17 protein-coding genes are annotated in these 21049 nt (G+C 72.6%); 4 read left to right on the forward strand and 13 right to left on the reverse strand.

The window, feature by feature from the left end:
• Positions 1–2: 2 nt before the first annotated feature.
• From ACGFRF_RS40380 to ACGFRF_RS40405, 6 genes are all read right to left on the reverse strand, one after another.
• On the reverse strand, positions 3–551 hold the full coding sequence (locus ACGFRF_RS40380; RefSeq protein ID WP_393748926.1) for a hypothetical protein: 549 nt from the start codon (positions 549–551) through the stop codon (positions 3–5).
• Positions 536–1669 (reverse strand): ParA family protein, encoded by a 1134-nt coding sequence (locus ACGFRF_RS40385; RefSeq protein ID WP_393748928.1) that lies wholly within the window; start codon positions 1667–1669, stop codon positions 536–538. Before ACGFRF_RS40385 ends, ACGFRF_RS40380 begins: the two co-directional genes overlap by 16 nt.
• 414 nt (positions 1670–2083) lie before the next feature.
• Complete coding sequence (ald, locus tag ACGFRF_RS40390) at positions 2084–3208, reverse strand: alanine dehydrogenase (RefSeq protein WP_393748930.1); 1125 nt, start codon at positions 3206–3208, stop codon at positions 2084–2086.
• Positions 3209–3347: 139 nt separating this feature from the next.
• Positions 3348–5414 carry a tetratricopeptide repeat protein gene (locus ACGFRF_RS40395; RefSeq protein ID WP_393748932.1) on the reverse strand — a complete coding sequence of 689 codons (2067 nt, stop codon included), beginning with the start codon at positions 5412–5414 and terminating at the stop codon, positions 3348–3350.
• 164 nt (positions 5415–5578) lie between these two features.
• Positions 5579–6205, reverse strand: a complete 627-nt coding sequence (locus ACGFRF_RS40400; RefSeq protein WP_393748933.1) for an NUDIX domain-containing protein — start codon at positions 6203–6205, stop codon at positions 5579–5581.
• 101 nt (positions 6206–6306) lie between these two features.
• Positions 6307–7956 (reverse strand): CTP synthase, encoded by a 1650-nt coding sequence (locus tag ACGFRF_RS40405; RefSeq protein WP_393748935.1) that lies wholly within the window; start codon positions 7954–7956, stop codon positions 6307–6309.
• A gap of 529 nt (positions 7957–8485) precedes the next feature.
• Between ACGFRF_RS40405 and ACGFRF_RS40410 the strand changes: the two genes are divergently transcribed.
• The 3 genes from ACGFRF_RS40410 (at position 8486) to ACGFRF_RS40420 (ending at position 13553) form a co-directional block, all read left to right on the forward strand.
• Positions 8486–10288: a glycoside hydrolase family 15 protein gene (locus tag ACGFRF_RS40410; protein WP_393748964.1), complete on the forward strand. Its 1803-nt coding sequence runs from the start codon at positions 8486–8488 to the stop codon at positions 10286–10288.
• A gap of 69 nt (positions 10289–10357) precedes the next feature.
• Positions 10358–11740, forward strand: coding sequence for an FAD-binding protein (locus tag ACGFRF_RS40415; protein ID WP_393748937.1), 1383 nt, complete (start codon positions 10358–10360; stop codon positions 11738–11740).
• 166 nt (positions 11741–11906) lie between these two features.
• A complete protein-coding gene (locus ACGFRF_RS40420) occupies positions 11907–13553 on the forward strand; it encodes a PucR family transcriptional regulator (protein ID WP_393748939.1) in 1647 nt (548 codons plus the stop codon).
• Here ACGFRF_RS40420 and ACGFRF_RS40425 read toward each other — a convergent pair.
• The 6 genes from ACGFRF_RS40425 to ACGFRF_RS40450 all read right to left on the reverse strand — a co-directional run bounded on the left by ACGFRF_RS40425 (position 13550) and on the right by ACGFRF_RS40450 (position 19839).
• Positions 13550–14722, reverse strand: a complete 1173-nt coding sequence (locus tag ACGFRF_RS40425) for a glycosyltransferase family 4 protein (RefSeq protein ID WP_393748941.1) — start codon at positions 14720–14722, stop codon at positions 13550–13552. The two genes, ACGFRF_RS40420 and ACGFRF_RS40425, sit on opposite strands and share 4 nt — an antisense overlap.
• A gap of 436 nt (positions 14723–15158) precedes the next feature.
• A complete protein-coding gene (locus tag ACGFRF_RS40430; protein ID WP_393748966.1) occupies positions 15159–15845 on the reverse strand; it encodes a hypothetical protein in 687 nt (228 codons plus the stop codon).
• A 50-nt stretch (positions 15846–15895) separates the two neighbouring features.
• Complete coding sequence (gene recN, locus ACGFRF_RS40435; RefSeq protein WP_393748943.1) at positions 15896–17638, reverse strand: DNA repair protein RecN; 1743 nt, start codon at positions 17636–17638, stop codon at positions 15896–15898.
• Between the two features lie 137 nt (positions 17639–17775).
• A complete protein-coding gene (locus ACGFRF_RS40440; RefSeq protein ID WP_393748945.1) occupies positions 17776–18681 on the reverse strand; it encodes an NAD kinase in 906 nt (301 codons plus the stop codon).
• Positions 18678–19493 (reverse strand): TlyA family RNA methyltransferase, encoded by an 816-nt coding sequence (locus tag ACGFRF_RS40445; RefSeq protein WP_393748946.1) that lies wholly within the window; start codon positions 19491–19493, stop codon positions 18678–18680. The genes ACGFRF_RS40440 and ACGFRF_RS40445 overlap by 4 nt, the downstream gene beginning before the upstream one ends.
• 7 nt (positions 19494–19500) lie before the next feature.
• Positions 19501–19839 (reverse strand): hypothetical protein, encoded by a 339-nt coding sequence (locus ACGFRF_RS40450; RefSeq protein ID WP_393748948.1) that lies wholly within the window; start codon positions 19837–19839, stop codon positions 19501–19503.
• A 42-nt stretch (positions 19840–19881) separates the two neighbouring features.
• On the opposite strand from ACGFRF_RS40450, the gene ACGFRF_RS40455 reads away from it, so the two are divergent.
• Positions 19882–20229: a sterol-binding protein gene (locus ACGFRF_RS40455; RefSeq protein ID WP_393748950.1), complete on the forward strand. Its 348-nt coding sequence runs from the start codon at positions 19882–19884 to the stop codon at positions 20227–20229.
• Here ACGFRF_RS40455 and ACGFRF_RS40460 read toward each other — a convergent pair.
• Positions 20213–21025 carry an ABC transporter ATP-binding protein gene (locus ACGFRF_RS40460; RefSeq protein ID WP_393748952.1) on the reverse strand — a complete coding sequence of 271 codons (813 nt, stop codon included), beginning with the start codon at positions 21023–21025 and terminating at the stop codon, positions 20213–20215. The genes ACGFRF_RS40455 and ACGFRF_RS40460 overlap by 17 nt on opposite strands.
• Positions 21026–21049: the final 24 nt, after the last annotated feature.

The raw sequence follows: 21049 nt of genomic DNA on the forward strand, positions 1-21049 counted from the left end.
CGCTACCGCCCGCGCAGCCGTCGTACGAGGATGCTCGCGTCCCCGCGGGACTCCAGGTCGGCCAGGACCACGGCCACCGCCTCGCGGACGATCCGCCCGCGGTCGACGGCGAGGCCGTGCTCGCCGCGGAGCACGAGACGAGCGTGCTCCAGGTCCATCAGCTCCTCGGCCGAGACGTAGACCGTGATCTTCTCGTCGTGGCGTTCGCGTCCGCTGGGCCGCCGGGACGCCGCCCGCCCGCGCTGGCGCGGCTGCGCGGGGGCAGAACCTTCCTGCGCCGCCTGCCGACGCGCCGGGCGCGTGCGGGACTCGCCGGCGTCGGCCTGCTCGGCCTCCGCCGCGACATGCTCCGCGCCCTCTCCGTCACCGCTCTGGACGGGCACCGCCTGCGGTGCGTCCTCGGCGGCGGCCACCTCGTCGCTCTCCCCCGCGGGAGCCGGCACCCGGGCCTCACCGTTGGTCCCGCGCCGGGGACTGGACGGCTGGAGCGCCATCCCCCCTGTCGTACGGAACAGTTCGTCGGCCCCGGGCAGACTCACTCGGCGTGACACCGGGCGAGCACCTCCCTGGCGAGCTGGCGGTAGGCGGCGGCACCGACGGAGTTGGAGGCGTAGGTGGTGATCGGCTCACCGGCGACCGTGGTCTCCGGGAAGCGGACCGTGCGCCCGATGACCGTGTGGTAGACGTGGTCGTCGAACGCCTCGACGACACGCGCGAGCACCTCACGGCTGTGCACGGTGCGCGAGTCGTACATCGTGGCGAGGATGCCGTCCAGTTCCAGCTCGGGGTTGAGCCGCTCCTGGACCTTCTCGATGGTCTCGGTCAGCAGGGCCACACCGCGCAGGGCGAAGAACTCGCACTCCAGCGGCACGATCACCTTGTGCGCGGCCGTCAGCGCGTTGACCGTGAGCAGGCCGAGCGAGGGCTGGCAGTCGATCACGATGTAGTCGTAGTCGTCCATCAGCGGCTTGAGCGCGCGCTGCAGCGTCGACTCGCGGGCGACCTCGGAGACCAGCTGGACCTCGGCGGCCGACAGGTCGATGTTGGAGGGCAGCAGGTCCATGTTGGGGACCGCCGTCTTCAGGAGCACCTCGTCCGCGGACATGCCCCGCTCCATGAGCAGGTTGTAGACGGTGAGGTCCAGCTCCATGGGGTTGACGCCGAGTCCGACCGACAGCGCGCCCTGCGGGTCGAAGTCCACGAGCAGCACGCGCCGGCCGTACTCCGCGAGCGCGGCACCCAGATTGATGGTCGACGTCGTCTTGCCGACGCCGCCCTTCTGGTTGCACATCGCGATGATCTTCGCGGGGCCGTGGTCGGTCAGCGGGCCCGGGATCGGGAAGTACGGCAGCGGGCGTCCGGTCGGGCCGATGCGCTCACGGCGCTGGCGGGCCGCGTCGGGCGCCAGCGTGGCCGCGTACTCGGGATCGGGCTCGTACTCGGCGTCGGGGTCGTAGAAGTGCCCCTCGGGCAGTTCGTCGTAGTCGGCGAAGTGGTTGTGGGGCGCGCCACTTCCGTCGCCGGCCATGGCGTTCACGTGATGGCCATCCATGCTCTGGTGTGCTGTCCGGGCCGGTTGCGGCCCCGGACTCTGGTGGGCTGCGAAGGTGCGCACAGCTACGGAGCCGACAGCCTCGAATCCCGTGGGGCCCTGGCCCCGTACCGGCATTCCTGGTTGACCACCCCCGGGAGAAAATGTCGACTCATTCACAAGTCGTCTTACCTCCTTGGTGACCAGGAAACTTCTAGACAAGGTCAGCGTGGCACCATGCCGACGGTTGGCGACTCTATGGCGTGTCGGCGGTCCGCAGCAACACAATCCGCCGGACCCGGCAGGATGTGTCGGCAATGAAACATCTCGCTGTCAAGGGCGTACGGCCGTCGCACAGCAGGTTTCACCGGTGTGCGAATCGGTCGAAGGGTTACGTTCGAGGCGAGTTGGCCGAGAGCCGCAAAGTGACCATACACACATCCGGCCGGACCTTGTCGGGCAAGGTCCGGCCGGGTGCGCGATGTTGACGAGACGTGTTGACGAATCGCCTTTTGCCCGCGGGCGACTTAGCGACTCACCAGGTCACGGGGGTCAGCCGAGCAGCGAGTCCAGCTCGACGTGCTCCAGGCCGTGCGCCTCGGCGACCTCCTTGTAAACGACCTTGCCGTCATGGGTGTTGAGACCCTTGGCGAGCGCGGGGTCGCGGCGCAGCGCCTCCACCCAGCCGTTGTTGGCGACCGAGACGATGTACGGCAGCGTCGCGTTGGTGAGGGCGTTGGTGGAGGTGTTCGGCACCGCGCCCGGCATGTTGGCGACGCAGTAGAAGACCGAGTTGTGCACGCGGAAGGTCGGCTCGGCGTGCGTGGTGGGACGGGAGTCCTCGAAGCAGCCGCCCTGGTCGATCGCGATGTCGACAAGGACACTTCCGGGCTTCATGCGGGACACCAGCTCGTTGGTGACCAGCTTCGGGGCCTTGGCGCCCGGGATGAGGACCGCGCCGATGACGAGGTCGGCGTCGAGGACGGCCTTCTCCAGCTCGAAGGAGTTGGACATGATCGCCTTGACCTTCGTACCGAAGATCCGGTCGGCCTCGCGCAGCTTGTTGATGTCGCGGTCGAGCAGGGTCACGTCGAAGCCCATGCCGACGGCGACCTGGGTGGCGTTCCAGCCGGAGACACCGCCGCCGATGACCACGGCCTTGGCCGGGGTCACGCCCGGCACGCCGCCCGGCAGCACGCCACGGCCGCCGGCCGCGCGCATCAGGTGGTAGGCGCCGACCTGCGGGGCCAGGCGGCCCGCGACCTCGGACATCGGGGCGAGCAGCGGCAGCGCGCGGTTCGGCAGCTCCACCGTCTCGTAGGCGATGGCCGTGGTGCCGGACTCGATGAGCGCGTCCGTGCACTCCTTGGAGGCGGCCAGGTGCAGGTAGGTGAAGAGGGTCTGGTCCTTACGGAGGCGGTGGTACTCCTCCGCGATCGGCTCCTTGACCTTCAGCAGCAGGTCGGCGGTGGCCCACACCTCGTCGGCGGTGTCGAGGAGGGCGGCACCGGCGGCGACGTACTCCTGGTCCGTGATCGAGGAGCCGAGGCCGGCGCCCCGCTCGATGACGACCTGGTGGCCGTTGCGCACCAGCTCGTGCACACCGGCGGGGGTGATGGCCACCCGGAACTCGTTGTTCTTGACCTCGCGGGGGATGCCGACCTTCACGTCGATCACGGTCCTTGGCTCAGAGGGTACGGAGGGTGCGCTACATGACATAACCAGGCATGCATGGGCACACCGGGAGACACCGCAGGAGAACGTGCGGCAGAGCCAGTTTAATGAAGGCGTTCCGCCTGTCTAGCCTTTCATTGCATCAATCTTCGCTGGATGTACTGCGGATTTCGCAGGCGCTAACGCCGTGTTCCGGCCTTTCGTCGCTCTCCGGTGGCTCCTCATCCAGCATGCGCTCGGCCGCCGCGCGGTGCAGATGGGCCGAGGCGGGGTCGCCCAGGCGCTCCAGGGTGTCGGCCAGCCGCAGCTGCAGCGCGGCCTGCAAGCGGACGTCCTCGGCGCGCCGCGCCCACTCCACCGCCTCCTGGCAGGTACGCAGCGACTCCTCGGGCCGCCCCGCGTACTCCTGCACCCGGGCCAGTTCGCTCAACGCCCGCGCGTGGGCCGCGACATCGCCGCTCTTTCGGTAGCCGGCGACCGCGGCCCGCCAGTTCCTGAGGGCCTCGCCGTAACGGCCCGCGTAGGTGTGGGCGGTGGCGATCCGGCCGTACAGCCGGGCGGCCTGCTCACGCTCGCCCCGGGCCAGCCGCTCGGCCAGGGCCCGGCCGAACCAGTCGGCGGCCCGGTCGTAGTCCGCCAGCTCCTGGTACGCGCCGCCTACGGATTCCATCGCGCGGCCGGTCGCATACGGGTCGTTCGCCTCGCGTCCGGCGTCCAGCGCGGCCCGGTAGCGGGCCAGCGCGTCCCGGGTGCGGCCGGTCTGCGCGTCCAGATCGCCCAGGTTCAGCAGGGCCGCGGCCTTCTCGCGGGGCAGCCCGCGGCGCTCGGCGACATCCAGGACGAGGCCGTGGACGCCGTACAGGTCGGGGGCCGCGGCCTGGGTGCCCTCATGCGCCACGATGGCCCTGACCAGCTGGGACAGCAGCCGCCTGGCCAGGGTGTCCAGCTCCCCGTCGGCCACCGCCAGGCGCGCGGAGGCCAGCAGGGCGGGCCGCCGGATGCGCAGCCAGTCGGCGGCTGCCCTGGGGTTCGGGAAGCGCACCTCGCGGGGCATCGCGCTCAGCTTCTCCCGGGCCTGTGGGCTGTCCGTCTCGGTGATCGCCCGGCAGGACTGCAGCAGCCGTACCGTCCGCTCCAGCATCCGGGCGCGGGCCAGCTGCAGCTCCGCGGGCCGCTCCTGGCTCTCGGCGAGGGCGCGCAGGAGGGGGTGCAGACAGCCGGGGACGTCGTACTGGGGCAGCGGGGAGTCCGTCCCGCGCAGCAGGCCCAGGGCGACCAGGTCGTCCAGGACGGCGCGGGCGGCGTCGACCGAGCAGCCGGCGAGGGAGGATGCGGTGTGCGGGTCGATCAGGCCGACCGGGGCGAGGGAGAGCAGTCGCAGTATCCGGGCGGCCGGGCCGGGCAGCTGGGCGTACACGAGCCGCAGGACGCGGGCCAGCGGGGTGCCGTCGGTACCGTCGTCTGCACCGGCGTGCAGCCGTTTGGCGAGGTCGGAGACGGCGGCCTGGGGACGTGCGGCGAGCCAGCCGCCGGCCAGGACCAGGGCGGCCGGGTGGCCCTGGCAGGCCTCCACCAGGCTCTCCGCGGAGCGCGGGTCGACGGTGATGCGGACCGCGCCGGTGAATCCGGTGAGCAGGTCCACCGCCGATTTGGTGTCGAGACCGCCCAGGGTGCAGGGGCGGACGTCGGCGATCCCGGTGAGCGGACCGCCGGAGACGGCCACCACCAGGCAGTCGGGTGCGTCCGGGAGCAGCGCGTCCACCTGGTCCGCGCCGGCCGCGTCGTCCAGCAGGAGCAGCGCCCGCCGGTCGGCGAGGGCCGTGCGCAGCGCCGCGGTCAGATCGTCCTCGGCCGCTCCGGCGGGCGCGGGCAGCTCCAGCGCGGCCAGCAACTCGCGGGCGGTGCGCTCGACCGGGACGGGGGTGCCGTCGGGTTCGCTGAGCCGGGCCCGCAGCACCCCGTCGGGGTAACGCTCGGCGACCTGCCGGACGAGTTCCTCGGCGAGCGCGGTCCGGCCCGAACCGGGGCGGCCGGCGATGAGCAGCACGCGCGCGCGAGGCGCCTTGCGGCCGGAGAGGGTGTCCAGGCCCGCGCGCTCGATGTCGGCGCGCAGCTCCTTCAACTCCCGCGTGCGGCCCAGGAAATGACCGTTCGCGGCCGGGTGCGCGGACAGCCGCGCATCGTCTGTGTCCACCGCCTGATCCGTCACGGGCCACACTCCCGTCCCACCGCACGCGCAAGCCCGCCGGTTCTTCCGTCACGGGCGTTTGCAGAGCCTAGTTCACTCTCTGCGACGTTCCGTGAGGAGCGCGGCGGACACATCGCCCGATCGGATCAGGCGATGGTCACACCAGTGCGCCGGACGGGTGCGGCTCAGGACGCGAAGGGGCGCGCCGGCCACGGCGCGTCGGCCGGCCGCAGGGCGTCCAGCCCGTCCCCGCCGCGGGCGGCGACCAGCGACAGGACGCCCACCACCAGGCAGTTGTTGTGCAGGTCACCGGCCAGCACCCGGCGCACCAGCTCGTCGACCGGCACACGCGCGTGCTCCATGTCGGTCTCCTCGTGCTCCGCCTCGAAGCGCTCCCCCTCGGCCTCGGACAGATCACGCGCGAGGAAGATCCGTACGGCCTCGTCGCAGCCGCCGGGGGTGGTGTACACGTCGGTCAGCACCCGCCAGTCCTCGGCCTTGACGTGTGCCTCCTCGTACAGCTCCCGCTGGGCCGCGTGCAGCGGGTTCTCGCCGGGCACGTCGAGCAGACCGGCCGGGATCTCCCACAGCTTCTGCCGCACGGGGTGGCGGTACTGGTTGATCAGCAGGACCCGGTCCTCCTCGTCCAGGGCGAGGACGGCGACCGAGCCGGGGTGCACCTGGTAGTCGCGGCGGACCACGGAGCCGTCGGGCATGACCACGTCGTCCGTGCGGACGGAGGTCTTGTTGCCCACGAAGGGGGTCTCCGTCCCCCGGATCTCCCACTCCTCCGGGGTGTCCTTGATCGTCATGCCCTGTCCTCCCACACGTGCAGGTAAAAATCCGGCTCCATACGAAAGCCGGGGTGCCCACCTTTGAAGGTATGCACCCCGGCCACCGTACAACCGGTGTGTTACTTGGAATTCTTCCGCTCGACCGAGGCCTTCACGAGGCCGGCGAAGAGCGGGTGCGGACGCGTCGGGCGCGAGCGCAGCTCGGGGTGCGCCTGCGTGGCGACCAGGTACGGGTGGACGTCGCGCGGGTACTCCACGTACTCGACGAGCTTGCCGTCCGGGGAGGTGCCGGAGAACAGGATCCCCGCCTTCTTCTCCAGCTCCGCGCGGTAGGCGTTGTTCACCTCGTAGCGGTGGCGGTGCCGCTCCTCGACGTACTCCTTGCCGTCGTACACCTCGCGGACGATGGAGCCCTCGGCCAGCTTCGCCGGGTACATGCCGAGCCGCATGGTGCCGCCCATGTCGCCCTCACCGGCGACGATGTCCATCTGCTCGGCCATGGTGGAGATGACCGGGTGGGCGGTGGCCGGGTCGAACTCGGTGGAGTTGGCGTCCGGGATGTCGGCGAGGTTGCGCGCGGCCTCGATCACGATGCACTGCAGGCCCAGGCAGAGGCCGAGCAGCGGGATCCTGTTCTCGCGGGCGTAGCGGATGGCACCGACCTTGCCGAGCACACCGCGGTCGCCGAAGCCGCCGGGGATGCAGATGCCGTCGACGTCGGCGAGCTGGGCCTTGGCGCCGGCCGGGGTCTTGCAGTCGTCGGAGGTGACCCACTTGATCTTGACGCGGGCCTTGTTGGCGAAGCCGCCGGCGCGCAGCGCCTCGGTGACCGACAGATAGGCGTCGGGCAGGTCGATGTACTTGCCGACCAGGGCGAGGGTGATCTCGTGGTCGGGGTTGTGGACGCGGTCGAGCAGGTCGTCCCAGGTCGTCCAGTCCACGTCACGGAACGGCAGGTCCAGCTTGCGGACGACGTAGGCGTCCAGGCCCTCGCCGTGCACGGTCTTCGGGATGTCGTAGATCGACCGGGCGTCGGGGCAGGCCACGACCGCGGCCTCGTCGACGTCGCACATCAGCGAGATCTTGCGCTTGATGGCGGTCGGGACCTCGCGGTCGCAGCGCAGCACGATCGCGTCCGGCTGGATACCGATGTTCCGCAGCGCCGCGACCGAGTGCTGGGTCGGCTTGGTCTTCAGCTCGCCGGACGGGCCGATGTACGGCAGCAGCGAGATGTGGACCACGAACACGTTGTCCCGGCCGACCTCGTGGCGGACCTGGCGGACGGTCTCCAGGAACGGCAGCGACTCGATGTCGCCGACCGTGCCGCCGACCTCGGTGATCACGACGTCGACCTCGTCCGTCGCCATGCGGCGGATGCGGTGCTTGATCTCGTTGGTGATGTGCGGGATGACCTGCACGGTGTCGCCCAGGTACTCGCCGCGCCGCTCCTTGGCGATCACCGTCGAGTACACCTGACCGGTGGTGACGTTGGCGGAGCCGTCCAGGTCCCGGTCGAGGAAGCGCTCGTAGTGGCCGATGTCCAGGTCGGTCTCGGCGCCGTCGTTGGTGACGAACACCTCACCGTGCTGGAAGGGGTTCATCGTGCCGGGGTCGACGTTCAGGTACGGGTCGAGCTTCTGCATCACGACGCGCAGGCCCCGGGCCTTGAGCAGCATGCCCAGGCTGGAGGCGGTGAGGCCCTTGCCGAGAGAGGAGGCGACACCCCCGGTGACGAAGATGTGCTTGGTCGTCGTGGATTTGGGCGGCATGGCCAAGAGGGGACTCCCGTGGTCGCTGTCTGTGATGCGGGGCGGCTGCCCGCCCGGAGTTTTCCGGAGGTGCCGTCGCTGCGGTTCGGGGGTTTCAGGCCCACCGGTCCACGGGCTACCAGGGTATCAGCGCCCGGAGGAGATGGCTTCCGGCCACGCTCCGCGCTCGCCCGGGCACACCGCGGGGCCACAATGGTCACCGCGGCGCGTCGCGGTCACACTGATGTCACCGGCTGCTCACTCGTTCGGCCCACACGGGTTGCCCGGAGCGGCACGCAGATCATCTACGTGCGTCGTATCCTGCTCGGACATTCTCTGCCGAGCCCGGCCGGAACGACGGCACACCCCCGCCACCATCACCCGGAACAACGAGAGCGCGGCAGTTCGTTGAGCAAAGACTGTCGTGTTGCCTCAGGGCTCGGCAAACTGCTTTGCTTCACCGCTCAACGACGCATAACAACGACCCCTTGACCGCACTAGCGACAGCCCCCTGCGCGGGGGTGACGTGGCCGTTCGACTGGAGTTGCACGTGGCCGGGCGCATCGAAGACTACGCACTCATCGGAGACATGCAGACCGCCGCACTGGTCTGCCGGGACGGCACGGTGGACTGGCTGTGCCTGCCCCGCTTCGACTCGCATGCCATCTTCGCCGGCCTGCTGGGCACCGAGGAGCACGGCTTCTGGCGGCTCGGCCCGGCGCACGCCGCCGACGCCAAGCCCCCCACCGCCGCCCGGCGCAGCTACCGCGGCGACTCGCTGATCCTGGAGTCGGAGTGGGACACCCCACGCGGCACGGTCCGCGTGACCGATTTCATGCCGCCGCGCGACGGCGCGCCGCAGCTGATCCGGATCGTGGAGGGCGTCACCGGCCGGGTGCCGATGCGCTCGGCCCTCAGGATGCGGTTCTCCTACGGCCGGGTCGTGCCGTGGGTGCACAAGCACGAGGGCCGGACGGTGGCGGTCGCCGGTCCCGACTCCGTGTGGTTCGACACAGAGGCCGAGACCTACGGCAAGGCGCTGACCACCTACGCCGACTTCACGGTCGCCCCGGGTGACCGGATCGCGTTCACCATCTCGTGGCAGCCCTCGCACAAGGAGGCGCCGCCGCTGCCGGAGCCGGAGCAGTCGCTGGAGGCGACGGAGGAGTTCTGGCGCGAGTGGGTGGAGCACTGTACGTACCACGGTCCGTACCGCGAGGCGGTGATCCGCTCGCTGATCACCCTGAAGGCACTGACGTACGCCCCCACCGGCGGCATCGTCGCGGCCCCCACCACCTCCCTGCCGGAGGACATCGGTGGTGTCCGCAACTGGGACTACCGCTACACGTGGCTGCGGGACGCGGCGATCACCCTGTCCTCGCTGCTGCGCACCGGCTACCGCGAGGAGGCCCGCGCCTGGCGTGAGTGGCTGCTGCGCGCGGTCGCCGGCGACCCGGAGAACCTGCAGATCATGTACGGTCTCGCGGGCGAGCGCGAGCTGGGCGAGGCCGAGCTGGACTGGCTGCCGGGGTACGAGAGCTCCGCCCCGGTCCGGGTCGGCAACGGCGCGGCCCACCAGCTCCAGCTGGACGTGTACGGCGAGGTCACCGAGGCCCTGCACCTGGCGCACATGACCGGTCTGGCCCGCCACGACTACGCCTCCCTGCTCCAGCTGAAGCTGATCCGCTACCTGGAGGACCACTGGCAGGAGCCGGACGAGGGCATCTGGGAGGTGCGCGGCCCGCGCCGGCACTTCGTGCACTCCAAGGTGATGGCCTGGGTGGCGGTGGACCGCACCATCAAGCTGATCGAGTCCGGGGACGCGGACGGCCCGCTGGAGCGCTGGAAGGAGCTGCGCGACGACATCCACCGGGACGTGTGCGAGAAGGGCTACGACAAGGAGCGCAACACCTTCACCCAGTCCTACGGCTCCCAGGAGCTGGACGCCTCGCTGCTGCTGATCCCGCAGATGGGTTTCCTGCCGCCGGACGACAAGCGCGTGATCGGCACGATCGAGGCCATCCAGCGCGAGCTGTCCACCCCGGACGGGTTCATCCTGCGCTACCCGACGGAGGGCGAGAACACGGGCGTCGACGGCCTGCCGGGCGACGAGGGCGCCTTCCTGGCCTGCTCGTTCTGGATGGCGGACGACCTGGCGATGATCGGCCGGGTGGACGAGGCCCGCAAGCTGTTCGAGAAGCTCCTCGCGCTGCGCAACGACCTCGGTCTGCTCGCCGAGGAGTGGGACCCGCGCCTGCAGCGCCAGGTCGGTAACTTCCCGCAGGCCTTCAGCCACGTTCCGCTGATCGACACCGCGCTGCGGCTGACGGCCTCCGGGGCGTACGGCGGCTGAGCGGGAGCACCGGGCCGCGCGCGCCTACCCTGGGAGGGTCACCCAGCCCCTGCACGGAAGGGGGCGGCCATGGCTCCCCCGTCGAAGGCGGGCGCGGCCCTCGCCGCGCTGCGCGAGGATCTGGTCGGCGACGTGCTCGCCCCCGGGGACCTGGGCTACGACGAGGCCCGGACCGTCTTCAACGCGATGATCGACCGGCGGCCGGCCGTGATCGCACAGTGCGCGGACGCCGCCGACGTGGTGCGGGCCGTGCGCTTCGGCAGGGAGCTGGACCTGCACATCGCGGTGCGCGGCGGCGGCCACGGCGTGGCCGGGACGGCGCTGGGCGACGGCGCGCTCGTGGTGGACCTGCGCCGGATGCACCGGGTGACCGTCGACCCGGTGGCCGAGGCGGTCCGGGTCGAGGGCGGTGCCACGATGAGCCATCTGGACCGGGCCACCGAGCCCTACGGCCTCGCGACAACCGGTGGGCGGGCGTCCACCACCGGTGTCGGCGGCTTCGTCCTGGGCGGCGGCACCGGCTGGCTGGACCGGACCTTCGGCCTCGCCGTCGACAACCTGCTGGGCGTGGAACTGGTCACCGCCGACGCCGAGCGGGTGCACGCGAACGCCGACGAGAACCCCGAGCTGTTCTGGGCCCTGCACGGTGGCGGCGGCAACTTCGGCGTCGCCACCGCACTGACCCTGCGGCTGCACGAGCTGCCGGAGTTCTCGATCGTCCTGCTGATGTTCCTGCCGCAGCACGGACCGGACGTGACCCGCACCTTCCGCGAGATCATCCGTACCGGGCCGGACGAGGCGGGCGGCGCGGTGCTGTACCTGACCGGCCCGTCCGACGAGTTCACGCCCCCTGAGCTGGTGGGCAAGCTGGTGTGCGCGGCCCTGCTGACCTACGCCGGCGGCGAGGACGACCTGCGCAAGCTCGCCGAGCCGCTGCTCGCGCTGCCGCACGAGGTGGAGCTGGCCGGTGACATGCCGTACGCCGACGTGCAGTGCATGCTCGACTTTCCGCCCGGGATGCGCAACCACTGGTCGGCGGAGTACCTGACCGCGCTCCCGGACGACCTGGTGGAGGTCTTCTGCGCCCGCGCGGACAGCATGCCGGTGCCGACCCGCACGCAGCATCTGCTGTTCCCGCAGGGCGGGGCGATCGCCGCCGGTCCGCACGAGTACCCGGTGCCGTACCGGGACGCGGCCTGGGCCGTGCACCCGCTCGCCCTCTGGGAGGATCCGGCCGACGACGAGCGGGCGACCGCCTGGGTGCGGGACGTCCGCGCCGGCGTCCGGCCGTGGAGCACCGGCGCCGTCTACCTGAACTTCATCGGGGACGAGGGCCCGGAGCGGGTCAGGGCGGGCCTGGGCGAGGGGAACACCCTGCGCCTGGAGAAGCTGAAGCGGCGGTACGACCCGGACAACGTGTTCCGCTTCAACCACAACATCAGGCCCGTCTGAGAGCCCCTCGTAGCCCGCGGCGGACAGCCGGCCTCGGTGATGTCCCCGGTGCGCCCGTGCGATCCGGCGCCCGGGGCGACGCCGTGTCGTGCGCGAGGGCCTCATGATCGCCCCCGTAACCGCGCGGAGATGTCGCCGGAACGTGCGCGCGGGTAGCGTCCGCTGCATGGACAGCCGCACGGACCACCGATTCGACACCCAGGGCGCCGGGATCACCGTTCAGCGGGCACTGGAGCTGCCCGGCCTGCGCAGCGGGCTGCCGGAGATCCTGGCGGGCGCCGACCGGCTGGGGCGGACCGTGCGCTGGGTGCACGCGGGCGAGGTGCCGAACATCGCCTCGCTGCTCAAGGGCGGCGAGCTGCTGCTCACCACCGGCTACGGCCTCGGCACCCGCCCCGCCGACCAGCGGGCCTTCGTACGGACCCTCGCCGAGCGCGGGATCGCCGCCCTGGTGGTGGAGCTGGGCCCGCGCTTCACCCGGCTGCCCGCCGCCCTGGTGGACACCGCCCGCAGCGCCGGGCTCCCGCTGGTCCAGCTGCACCGCGAGGTGCCGTTCGTGACCGTGACCGAGGAGATCCACACCGAGATCGTCAACGGCCACTACGCGCTGCTGCAGCGGGCGGAGGAGGTGCACCGGCGCTGCACCGAGGCCCTGCTGAGCGGTGGCGGTGTGCCGCAGGTGCTCGGCATCCTGGCCGACTTCGGCGCCAATCCCGTGTTCCTGGAGACGGCGGACGGCCGGCTGCTGTACGCCGCCGGGTCCGGGCCCGAGGGCGCGGATCCGTTGCAGGTGTGGGAGGGGCTGCGCGGCCCGCACAAGGACGCCCCGCCGCCGGCCGGTTCGGTGCTCGTGGACGTGCCCGGCGGCGGTCCCGGTACGGCGGGCTCGGTACGCGCCCGGCTCGTTCTGCTGCCGGTGCGCTCACCGCTGGCTCCGGTGCACCGGATCGCCGCCGAGCGGGCCGCGGGCATCCTGGCCGTGGTGCTGATGCAGGCCCGGCAGGAGGAGGAGCTGGCGGCTCGCGGCCGCGGTGACTTCCTCACCGATCTCGCCGAGGGCCGCATCACGGCGGAGGACGCGCCGGCGCAGGCCCGGGTCCTCGGCTTCAAGCCCGGCGACAGCCCGCTGCTGCCCGTGGTGATGCGCATCGGCGACTCCCTCTCCCCCGGCGGCGGGTGGGCGGTGCTGGCCAGGGCGGTCTCGGAGGAGCTGGCCGCGGTGGGGGTGCCGGTGCTGCTGGGGGTGCGGCCGGTGGAGGGCCGGGTGCTGGTGCTGCTGGGGCTGCGCTCGGAGCCGGAGCGGTCGGCGGTCGCGGACCGGGTGGCGGCGGCGCTGCGCGCGGGTGTGGAGCGGGCCGGGATGCGACGGCCGGGCTCTCCCCCGCCGGTGGTGGTCGTCGCAGTGGCGGGTGGCTGGGCGGCCGCCTCGGCGGGGCTGAGGCACGCGGCGGAGACGGCGACGGCGGCCCAGGGCCTGACCGACCGGCCCTGGTACGACGCCCGCCGCCTCGACATCGACCTGCTGCTGTGGCGGCTGCGCGACCACCCGGACCTGGCGGCCTTCGTGGACCGCGCGATCGGCCCGCTGCGCGACCACGACCACCGCTCCAGGCCACCGCTGCTGCCGACCCTGGAGACCTACCTGGCGCACGCCGGCCGCAAGGCCGAGACGGCCCGCGAACTGCACCTCAACCGCCAGACCCTCTACAACCGCCTGGCCCGCATCGGGGAGTTGCTCGGCACCGACCTCGACGACCCGCAGACGGTCCTGGCATTGAGCCTGGCCCTCCGTGCCCGCCGCCACGTCTCTTAGGCGAGCGGCCGGGGCTGGGTCAACTCGTCGTACACGCTGAGCACCTGGGCGACGGTCTCGTCCTCCGTCGGCCAGGTGGCGGCCTGCCGCAGGCCCAGCTCCCGCAGCCGCTCTCGCCGCTCGGGGTCGGCGAGCAGTCGTACGACGGCTTCGGCGAGCGCCTCCGCATCGCCGTACGGGACGAGTTCGGCGGCATCGCCGACGAGGTCCGGGTTGCCGCCGACGCGGGTCGCGACGAGCGGTACGCGCGCGTGCAGCGCCTCCTGGGCGAAGACCGACCGCGACTCCCAACTGCTGGTCAGCAGCGCCAGATCGGCGGCTGCGAGCAACTCGGGCACGTCCTCGCGGCGGCCGATGAGCCGCACCGGCAGTTCCTCGTCCTCGATCCGCCGCTGCAGCACCGGCCGCAGCGGGCCCTCCCCGGCAATGACCACCAGCGGCACGGGGTCCAGGTCCCGCCAGGCGCGGGCCGCGTCGAGCAGGACCTCGTAGCCGCGGTGCCGGTCGAGGGAGCCGACCGCGATGAGCAAGGGGCGGCCGGTGGTGCCGAGTTCGGCCCGGATCTTGGGCCGCAACCGGTCGAGGTCGTCATGGGACGGGGATTCCCCCGCTCGGGCGCGGCCGAGAGCGGCGAAGGGCCGGCGCCCTCCCGGCAGGCCGACGGCCGCGAGCCGGGCGTCGCGCGCGCCGCTCCGGCGGGCCCGGTCGACCAGGTCGGAGCTGGTGCCGAGGACGACGGCCGCTGTCTTCACCACCCGCCGCTCCAGCAGCCGCAGCAGATGCGCCCGTGCCCCGTCGGCCCGCGCCCGGTTGTGCCAGGTGACCACCAGAGGGGTGCTGCGTCCGCCGAGCGCGAGCACGGCGCGGAAGGAGGCGTGCAGGCCATGCGCGTGCACGAGGTCGGCGTCGGCGCAGGCCGCCCGGAGCGCGGCCACGGAGGCCGGGTCGCTGCTGCGTGGCACGTGTACGTGCGCGGCGCCGGCCCCGCTGAAGTCGTAGGCGCGGTCGGCCTCGACGGGGGCGCACACCGTGACCCGCACGCCCCTCGCCACGAGCCCCTCAGCGAGCGAACGTACGTGCGCGCTGCTGCCGGCGTTGCCTCCGCCCAGCACCTGCACGGTGCGCAGCGGCGACTGGCCGTGCGGTGCGTTGCTGCTCACGGGGCTCACGCGGCCGGGGCTCCTGGTTCGGCGTGGTGTGGTCACGAGGAAACGTACAGAAGGTAGCGGGGTCAGGGGGGTGGAAGGACGTACCCCGCGCGCCTCCGGCGCGGACTGTCCCGACCCGCCGCCCGCCCCGCGTTCCGTGCCAAGCATGCCAGGACGTACGGCCGTTCAGGGAAACGTGGGTGGGCGCACCGTGCGGCGGGCCGGGGCAATGCGCCGGAGCACGTCACCCACACGGGTGAGATGCACCCCGGCACGCCGGGACGCCTCGGGGTCGGGTCCCGCGAGGTCAGCCGCCCCCAGCACCCCCACGCGACGGGCTCAGCCCCTCAGAGCACCCGCATCCCCGCACGGCGCCCCGTACCACCGGCGCAGTCATCCGCAGCGCCCGTACCACCCGCGCAGCCGTCCGCAACGGCCGTACCTCCCGCGCGGTGCCTCACAGGGCCCGCGCCCACGCGGTCACCCGGTCCCCGTACGCGGCGGCGGCCACGACGGCGACGGCGTGCGCGAGCAGCCCCGCGCGCCGGTTGCACACGACCACGGCGGTACCGAGCGCCGCCCCGAGCGCGTGCGCCCCCGTGTCCCCGATCATCGTGCGCTCGCCGAGGTCGTCGGGCAGCACGGCCGCGGCGGCGCCCACGGCGGCCGCGGTCAGTTCGCCGCCCGGTCCCTTCCGCAGCAGTCCCGGCGCCCCGAGCGCGAGCACCGCGCCCACGGCCCGCCCGGGGCGTACGTCGACCAGGTTGACGAAGTGCGCGGCCCCCGCGATCACGACACCGGCCAGTGCCTTGTCCACCGGCCGCTCCTTCATCAGGGCGCCCGCCACCAGCCCCGCGGCCGAAATCCCGAACAACTTGACGGCACCGCTGGTGACCTCGCCGTCCCGCAACGCCCCCAGATGCGCCCGGAACCCGCGCCGGTGGTCCCCGGCGACATCGTCGTACGCCCCGCAGACCCCGGCCGCCAGCACCGCGAGCCCGGCAGCGGGGTGGACCCGCGCGGCCCCCACCGCCGCCGCCCCGGCCGACGCAGGACCGGCATACATCCCGACGGCCCGCCCGGCGTGGTTCACCCGCTCCCCAAGCGCCCGCCCGCCGGGCGCGGTCCTCCGCAGGACGGCCATGCCCGCGCGGGTGACCGCGGCAGTGAACGCCAAGGAGCCGGTCCGGCCCCTCACCCGTCCGCCCGGGCCGTCGCCAGCAGCTCCTCCGCGTGCGCGCGGGCCGTCTCGGAGTCCTCCTGGCCGGCCAGCATGCGGGACAGCTCGCGGACGCGTTCCTCGCCCTCCAGGACCTTCACGCCGGACCGGGTGACGGACCCGTCGTCGGTCTTCTCGACCAGCAGCTGCCGGTCCGCGAAGGCGGCGACCTGGGGCAGGTGGGTGACCACGACGACCTGCGCGGTCCTGGCGAGCTTCGCCAGGCGCCGCCCGATCTCGACCGCCGCCTTGCCACCGACACCGGCGTCGACCTCGTCGAAGAGGTACGTCGGCACGGGGTCGGTGCCCGCGAACACGACCTCCACGGCCAGCATCACGCGGGACAGCTCACCACCGGACGCGCCCTTGGCGACGGGCCGGGGCGGGGCGCCCGGGTGCGGGGCGAGCAGCAGCTCGACCTCGTCGACGCCCGAGGGCCCGTACGCGACCGTACGTCCGCCGACCTCGACCCCCTCGGGGTCCTCGGTCTGCCGGATGTCGAAGGACACGCGCGCGTGGGGCATGGCGAGGGAGGCGAGCTCGGCGGTCACGGCGGCGGCGAACCGCTCGGCGGCCTCCGTCCGCGCGTCCGTCAAGGCCTGCGCGAGCCCGCCCAGTTCGACGCGCAGCGCGTCCCGCTCGGCGGTCAGCTCCTCGATCCGCTCGTCGTCGCCGTCCAGCTCGGTGAGCCGTGCGGCGCTCTGCTCGGCCCAGGCCAGGACGGCACCCACGTCGTCCCCGTACTTGCGGGTGAGCCCGTTGAGCGCGGCCCTGCGCTCCTCCACCGCGGCCAGCCGCAGCGGATCCGCGTCGAGATCGTCGGCGTACCCCGCCAGCTCACCCGCGACATCGCCCAGCAGGATCCCGATCTCCCCGATCCGGTCGGCGAGCGCGGCCAGCGCCGGATCGTGCGAGCGCACGGCCTCCAGGGCGCGGTGGGCGCCCGCGACGAGGGTCGAGGCGTCGATCCCCTCGGGATCCTCGGGATTGCCCGCGAGAGCGGCGTGCGCGGCCGTCGCGGCGGACGACAGGGCCTCGGCGTGCCCCAGCCGCTCCGCCTCCTCGGCCAGCTCGACGTCCTCCCCGGCCCGCGGCTCCACGGCGGCGATCTCGTCGAGCCCGTACCGCAGCATGTCGGCTTCCTGCGCCCGCTCACGCGCGCGCGTGGTGATCTCCTCCAGCTCGGCGGATGCGGCCCGCAGCCGGCGGTAGGCCTCCGTGTACTTGGCGAGCGGCACGGCGACCGCGTCCCCGGCGTACCGGTCGAGCGCCTGCCGCTGCCGGGACAGCTTCAGCAGCCCCTGCTGGTCGGTCTGCCCGTGCACGGCCACCAGATCGTCCGCCAGCTCGGCGAGCAGCCCCACGGGCACGCTGCGCCCGCCCAGGTGCGCCCGCGAGCGGCCCTCGGCGGAAACGGTACGGCTGATCAGCAACGCCCCGTCGTCCAGTTCGGCCCCGGCCTCCTCGGCGCGTACGACGGCGGCGGCGTCCGCGGGTACGGCGATCCGCCCCTCCACGACCGCCTTCTCGGCCCCGATCCGCACGAGCGCCGGGTCCGCCCGGCCACCGAGCAGCAGCCCCAGGCTGGTGACCACCATGGTCTTGCCCGCACCCGTCTCACCGGTGACGGCTGTGAACCCCGGCGACAGCTCGACGACCGCATCGTCGATGACCCCGAGCGACCGTATCCGCATCTCCTCCAACACGGAACAGACCATACGAGGTCCGGGGCGGGGAGTGCACATGGCCCGCCCACGTCACCCCGGCGAGTGTCTTCGCCCACCGGGCGCGGGGAACCACACGACAAGCCACGACGAGAGCCGCGGCCGCCGTCTCGGAGGCGCCCCCCGGTCGGCTAGTGCGGCGCCCCCCGCCACCCGGTGGTCGGCAACGCGAACTTCGCCACGAGCCGATCCGTGAACGAGGAATGGTGCAGCCGAGCGAGCCGCACCGGCACAGCCCCCCGCCGCACCTCCACCCGCGCCCCGGGCGGCAACTCCACGGTCCGCCGCCCGTCGCACCACAGAACGCCGGGCGGAATGTGCGGCAGGACCTCCACCGCGAGCACCGAATCCGGCGAAGTGACCAGCGGCTTCGCGAACAACGCGTGCGCGCTGATCGGCACCATCAGCAGCGCCTCCACCTCCGGCCACACCACGGGCCCTCCGGCGGAGAACGCGTACGCCGTGGACCCGGTGGGCGTCGACAGGACGACCCCGTCACAGCCGAACCCCGTCACCGGCCGCCCGTCGATCTCCAGCACGACCTCGAGCAGCTTCTCGGCGCCCGCCTTCTGCACGGCCGCCTCGTTCAGCGCCCAGTCGGTGTGCACGATGTCCCCGTTGCGGTGCACGACGACGTCGACGGTCATCCGCTCCTCGACCTCGTACGACCGCGCCACCACCCGGTCGACCACCCGGTCGAGGTCGTCCCGCTCGGCCTCCGCGAGGAACCCGACGCGCCCGAGGTTGACGCCGAGCATCGGCACCCCGGAGGCCCGCGCGAACTCGGCCCCCCGCAGCAGCGTGCCGTCGCCGCCGAGGACGATCAGCAGCTCGCAGCCGTCGAGGCACTGCGCAGTCGCCTCCTTGACCAGTCGCACCTCGTCCGGCAGCGGCAGATCGCGCGCCTCCTCCTCCAGTACCCGCACCCCGATGCCGTGCCGCAGCAGCCCCTTGACGACGAGTTCCGCGCTGCGGATCGCCGCGGGCCGCCCGGTGTGGGCCAGCAGGAAAACAGTACGCGCCAGGTTCTGTGTCAACGCGGCCCCTCCGCCACTGCACGGTCGACGTCGGCCGGGTCCAGTGCGGGGGCCCCGGACCGCAGCCAGAGAAAGTACTCCACGTTCCCCGAGGGACCCGGCAGCGGACTCGCGGTGACGCCACGCACCCCGAGCCCCAGCTCCCAGGCCTTCTCGGCCACTCCCCGCACGGCCTCCGCCCGCAGCTGCGGACTCCGCACGACACCCCCGCTGCCGAGCCGTTCCTTGCCCACCTCGAACTGCGGCTTGACCATCATCACCAGGTCGGCGTCCGGCTTCACGCACCGCTTCAGGGCGGGCAGCACCAGCCCGAGCGGAATGAAGGACAGATCGCCCACGACAAGATCCACAGGTTTCCCATCGATCGCCTCAAGCGTCAACTCGCGTACGTTCGTACGGTCCTTGACGGTGACGCGTTCATCACTCTGCAGAGACCAGGCGAGCTGTCCGTATCCGACGTCCACCGCGACGACGTGGGCGGCGCCCCCGCGCAGCAGGACGTCGGTGAAGCCGCCGGTGGACGCCCCGGCGTCCAGCGCGCGCCGGCCCTCGACGACGAGCCCCTGCGGTACGAAGACCTCCAGCGCGCCGGCGAGCTTGTGGCCGCCCCGCGAGACGTAGTCGGGGTCGCTGTCGTCGGCCTGGACCACGATCGCCGCGGCGGTCTCCACCTGCGTGGCCGACTTGGTCGCGACGGTCTTGCCGACGGTGACCCGGCCGGCGGCGATCAGCTGGCCGGCGTGCTCGCGCGAGCGCGCGAGCTTCCGGCGGACCAGCTCCGCGTCCAGACGACGGCGTGCGACTCCTGCCACGTTCGGTTCAGCTCCTGTTTCCATACGCCGAAGGGGGCGCCGGAGGTCCCGGGCGGGCGTCGAGCGCGGTGAGCGCGTCGCGCAGCCCCCGGTGTACATCCTCGTACACCGCCAGGTGTCCGTCGGTGGCGAGGTGGTCGGCGTCGGCCAGCCGCTCCAGCTGGGCGTCGACCTCGGCGTTGCCGGTGGGGGTGCGCGGAACGTCCAGGGGGGCGGGTGCGGCGGGCTCGTACTCGGGCTCGGGCTCGGGCCCCGGCTCCGGCTCCGGCTCCGGCTCCGGCTCCGGCTCTGTGACGATCGCGGCGGCCTGCGGGACGACCTCGGCCTCGGACACGGACTCGCTCATGCCCAGACGCTACCCCGAACCACTGGGGTACCGTCGGTGGCGATGGCCACGATCGAGGAGTGCCGCGCCGCACTGGGAAAGCTTTCGGACAACATGCAGGGGGCCGAGGGCGAGGTGCGCGCGGCCGCCGCCCTGGACCGCTCGGTGAGCTGCCACATCACCGACCTCGACGTCACCTTCGCGGGCCGGATGACCGGCGGCCGGATCGAGGTCGACGAGACCCACCCGGGGCCACCGCGCGAGAAGGCGCAGATCGGGCTCGTCATGGCCGGTGACGACCTGCTGGCCCTGGTGGACGGCGAGCTGAACTTCGCGACCGCCTGGGGCAGGGGCCGGGTGAAGCTGGAGGCGAGCCTGCTGGACCTGTTCCGGCTCAGGAAGCTGCTGTGACCTTCTCCGCCCGTGCCTTGCGCGCGGCCGGCACCACCAGCGGGGTCCCCGTCTCCGGGTCGTCGATGACCTGGCAGCGCAGCCCGAAGACCTGCTCGACCAGCTCGGCCGTCACGATGTCGTTCGGGGCGCCCTCGGCGATGACCTCGCCGCCGCGCAGGGCGATGAGGTGGGTGGCGTAGCGGGCGGCGTGGTTCAGGTCGTGCAGGACGGCCACCAGGGTGCGGCCCTGGGTCTCGTGCAGCTCGGCGCACAGGTCGAGGACGTCGATCTGGTGCTGGATGTCGAGGTAGGTGGTCGGCTCGTCCAGGAGCAGCAGCGGGGTCTGCTGGGCCAGTGCCATGGCGATCCACACGCGCTGCCGCTGTCCGCCGGACAGCTCGTCCACGTACCGGTCGGCCAGCTCGGCGACCCCGGTCTGCCGCATCGACTCCTGGACGACCCGCTCGTCCTGCGCGGACCACTGGCGCAACAGGCCCTGGTGCGGGTAGCGGCCCCGGCCGACGAGGTCGGCGACCGTGATGCCGTCGGGCGCGATGGACGACTGCGGGAGCAGGCCGAGGGTCCGCGCCACCTTCTTCGCGGGCATCGACTGGATGGCCTGTCCGTCGAGCAGCACCCGGCCCCGACTGGGCTTGAGCATCCGTGACAGTGCCCGCAGCAGTGTGGACTTGCCGCACGCGTTCGGGCCGACGATGACCGTGAAGGAGTTGTCGGGGATCTCCACGGACAGCTGTTCGGCGATCACGCGCTGGTCGTAGGCGAGGGTGACGTTCTCGGCGGACAGGCGGTTCACAGTGCTCCTCGTCGTGTTCGTGTT

This window comes from Streptomyces sp. NPDC048521 (genome assembly GCF_043199855.1).
Taxonomy (GTDB): domain Bacteria; phylum Actinomycetota; class Actinomycetes; order Streptomycetales; family Streptomycetaceae; genus Streptomyces.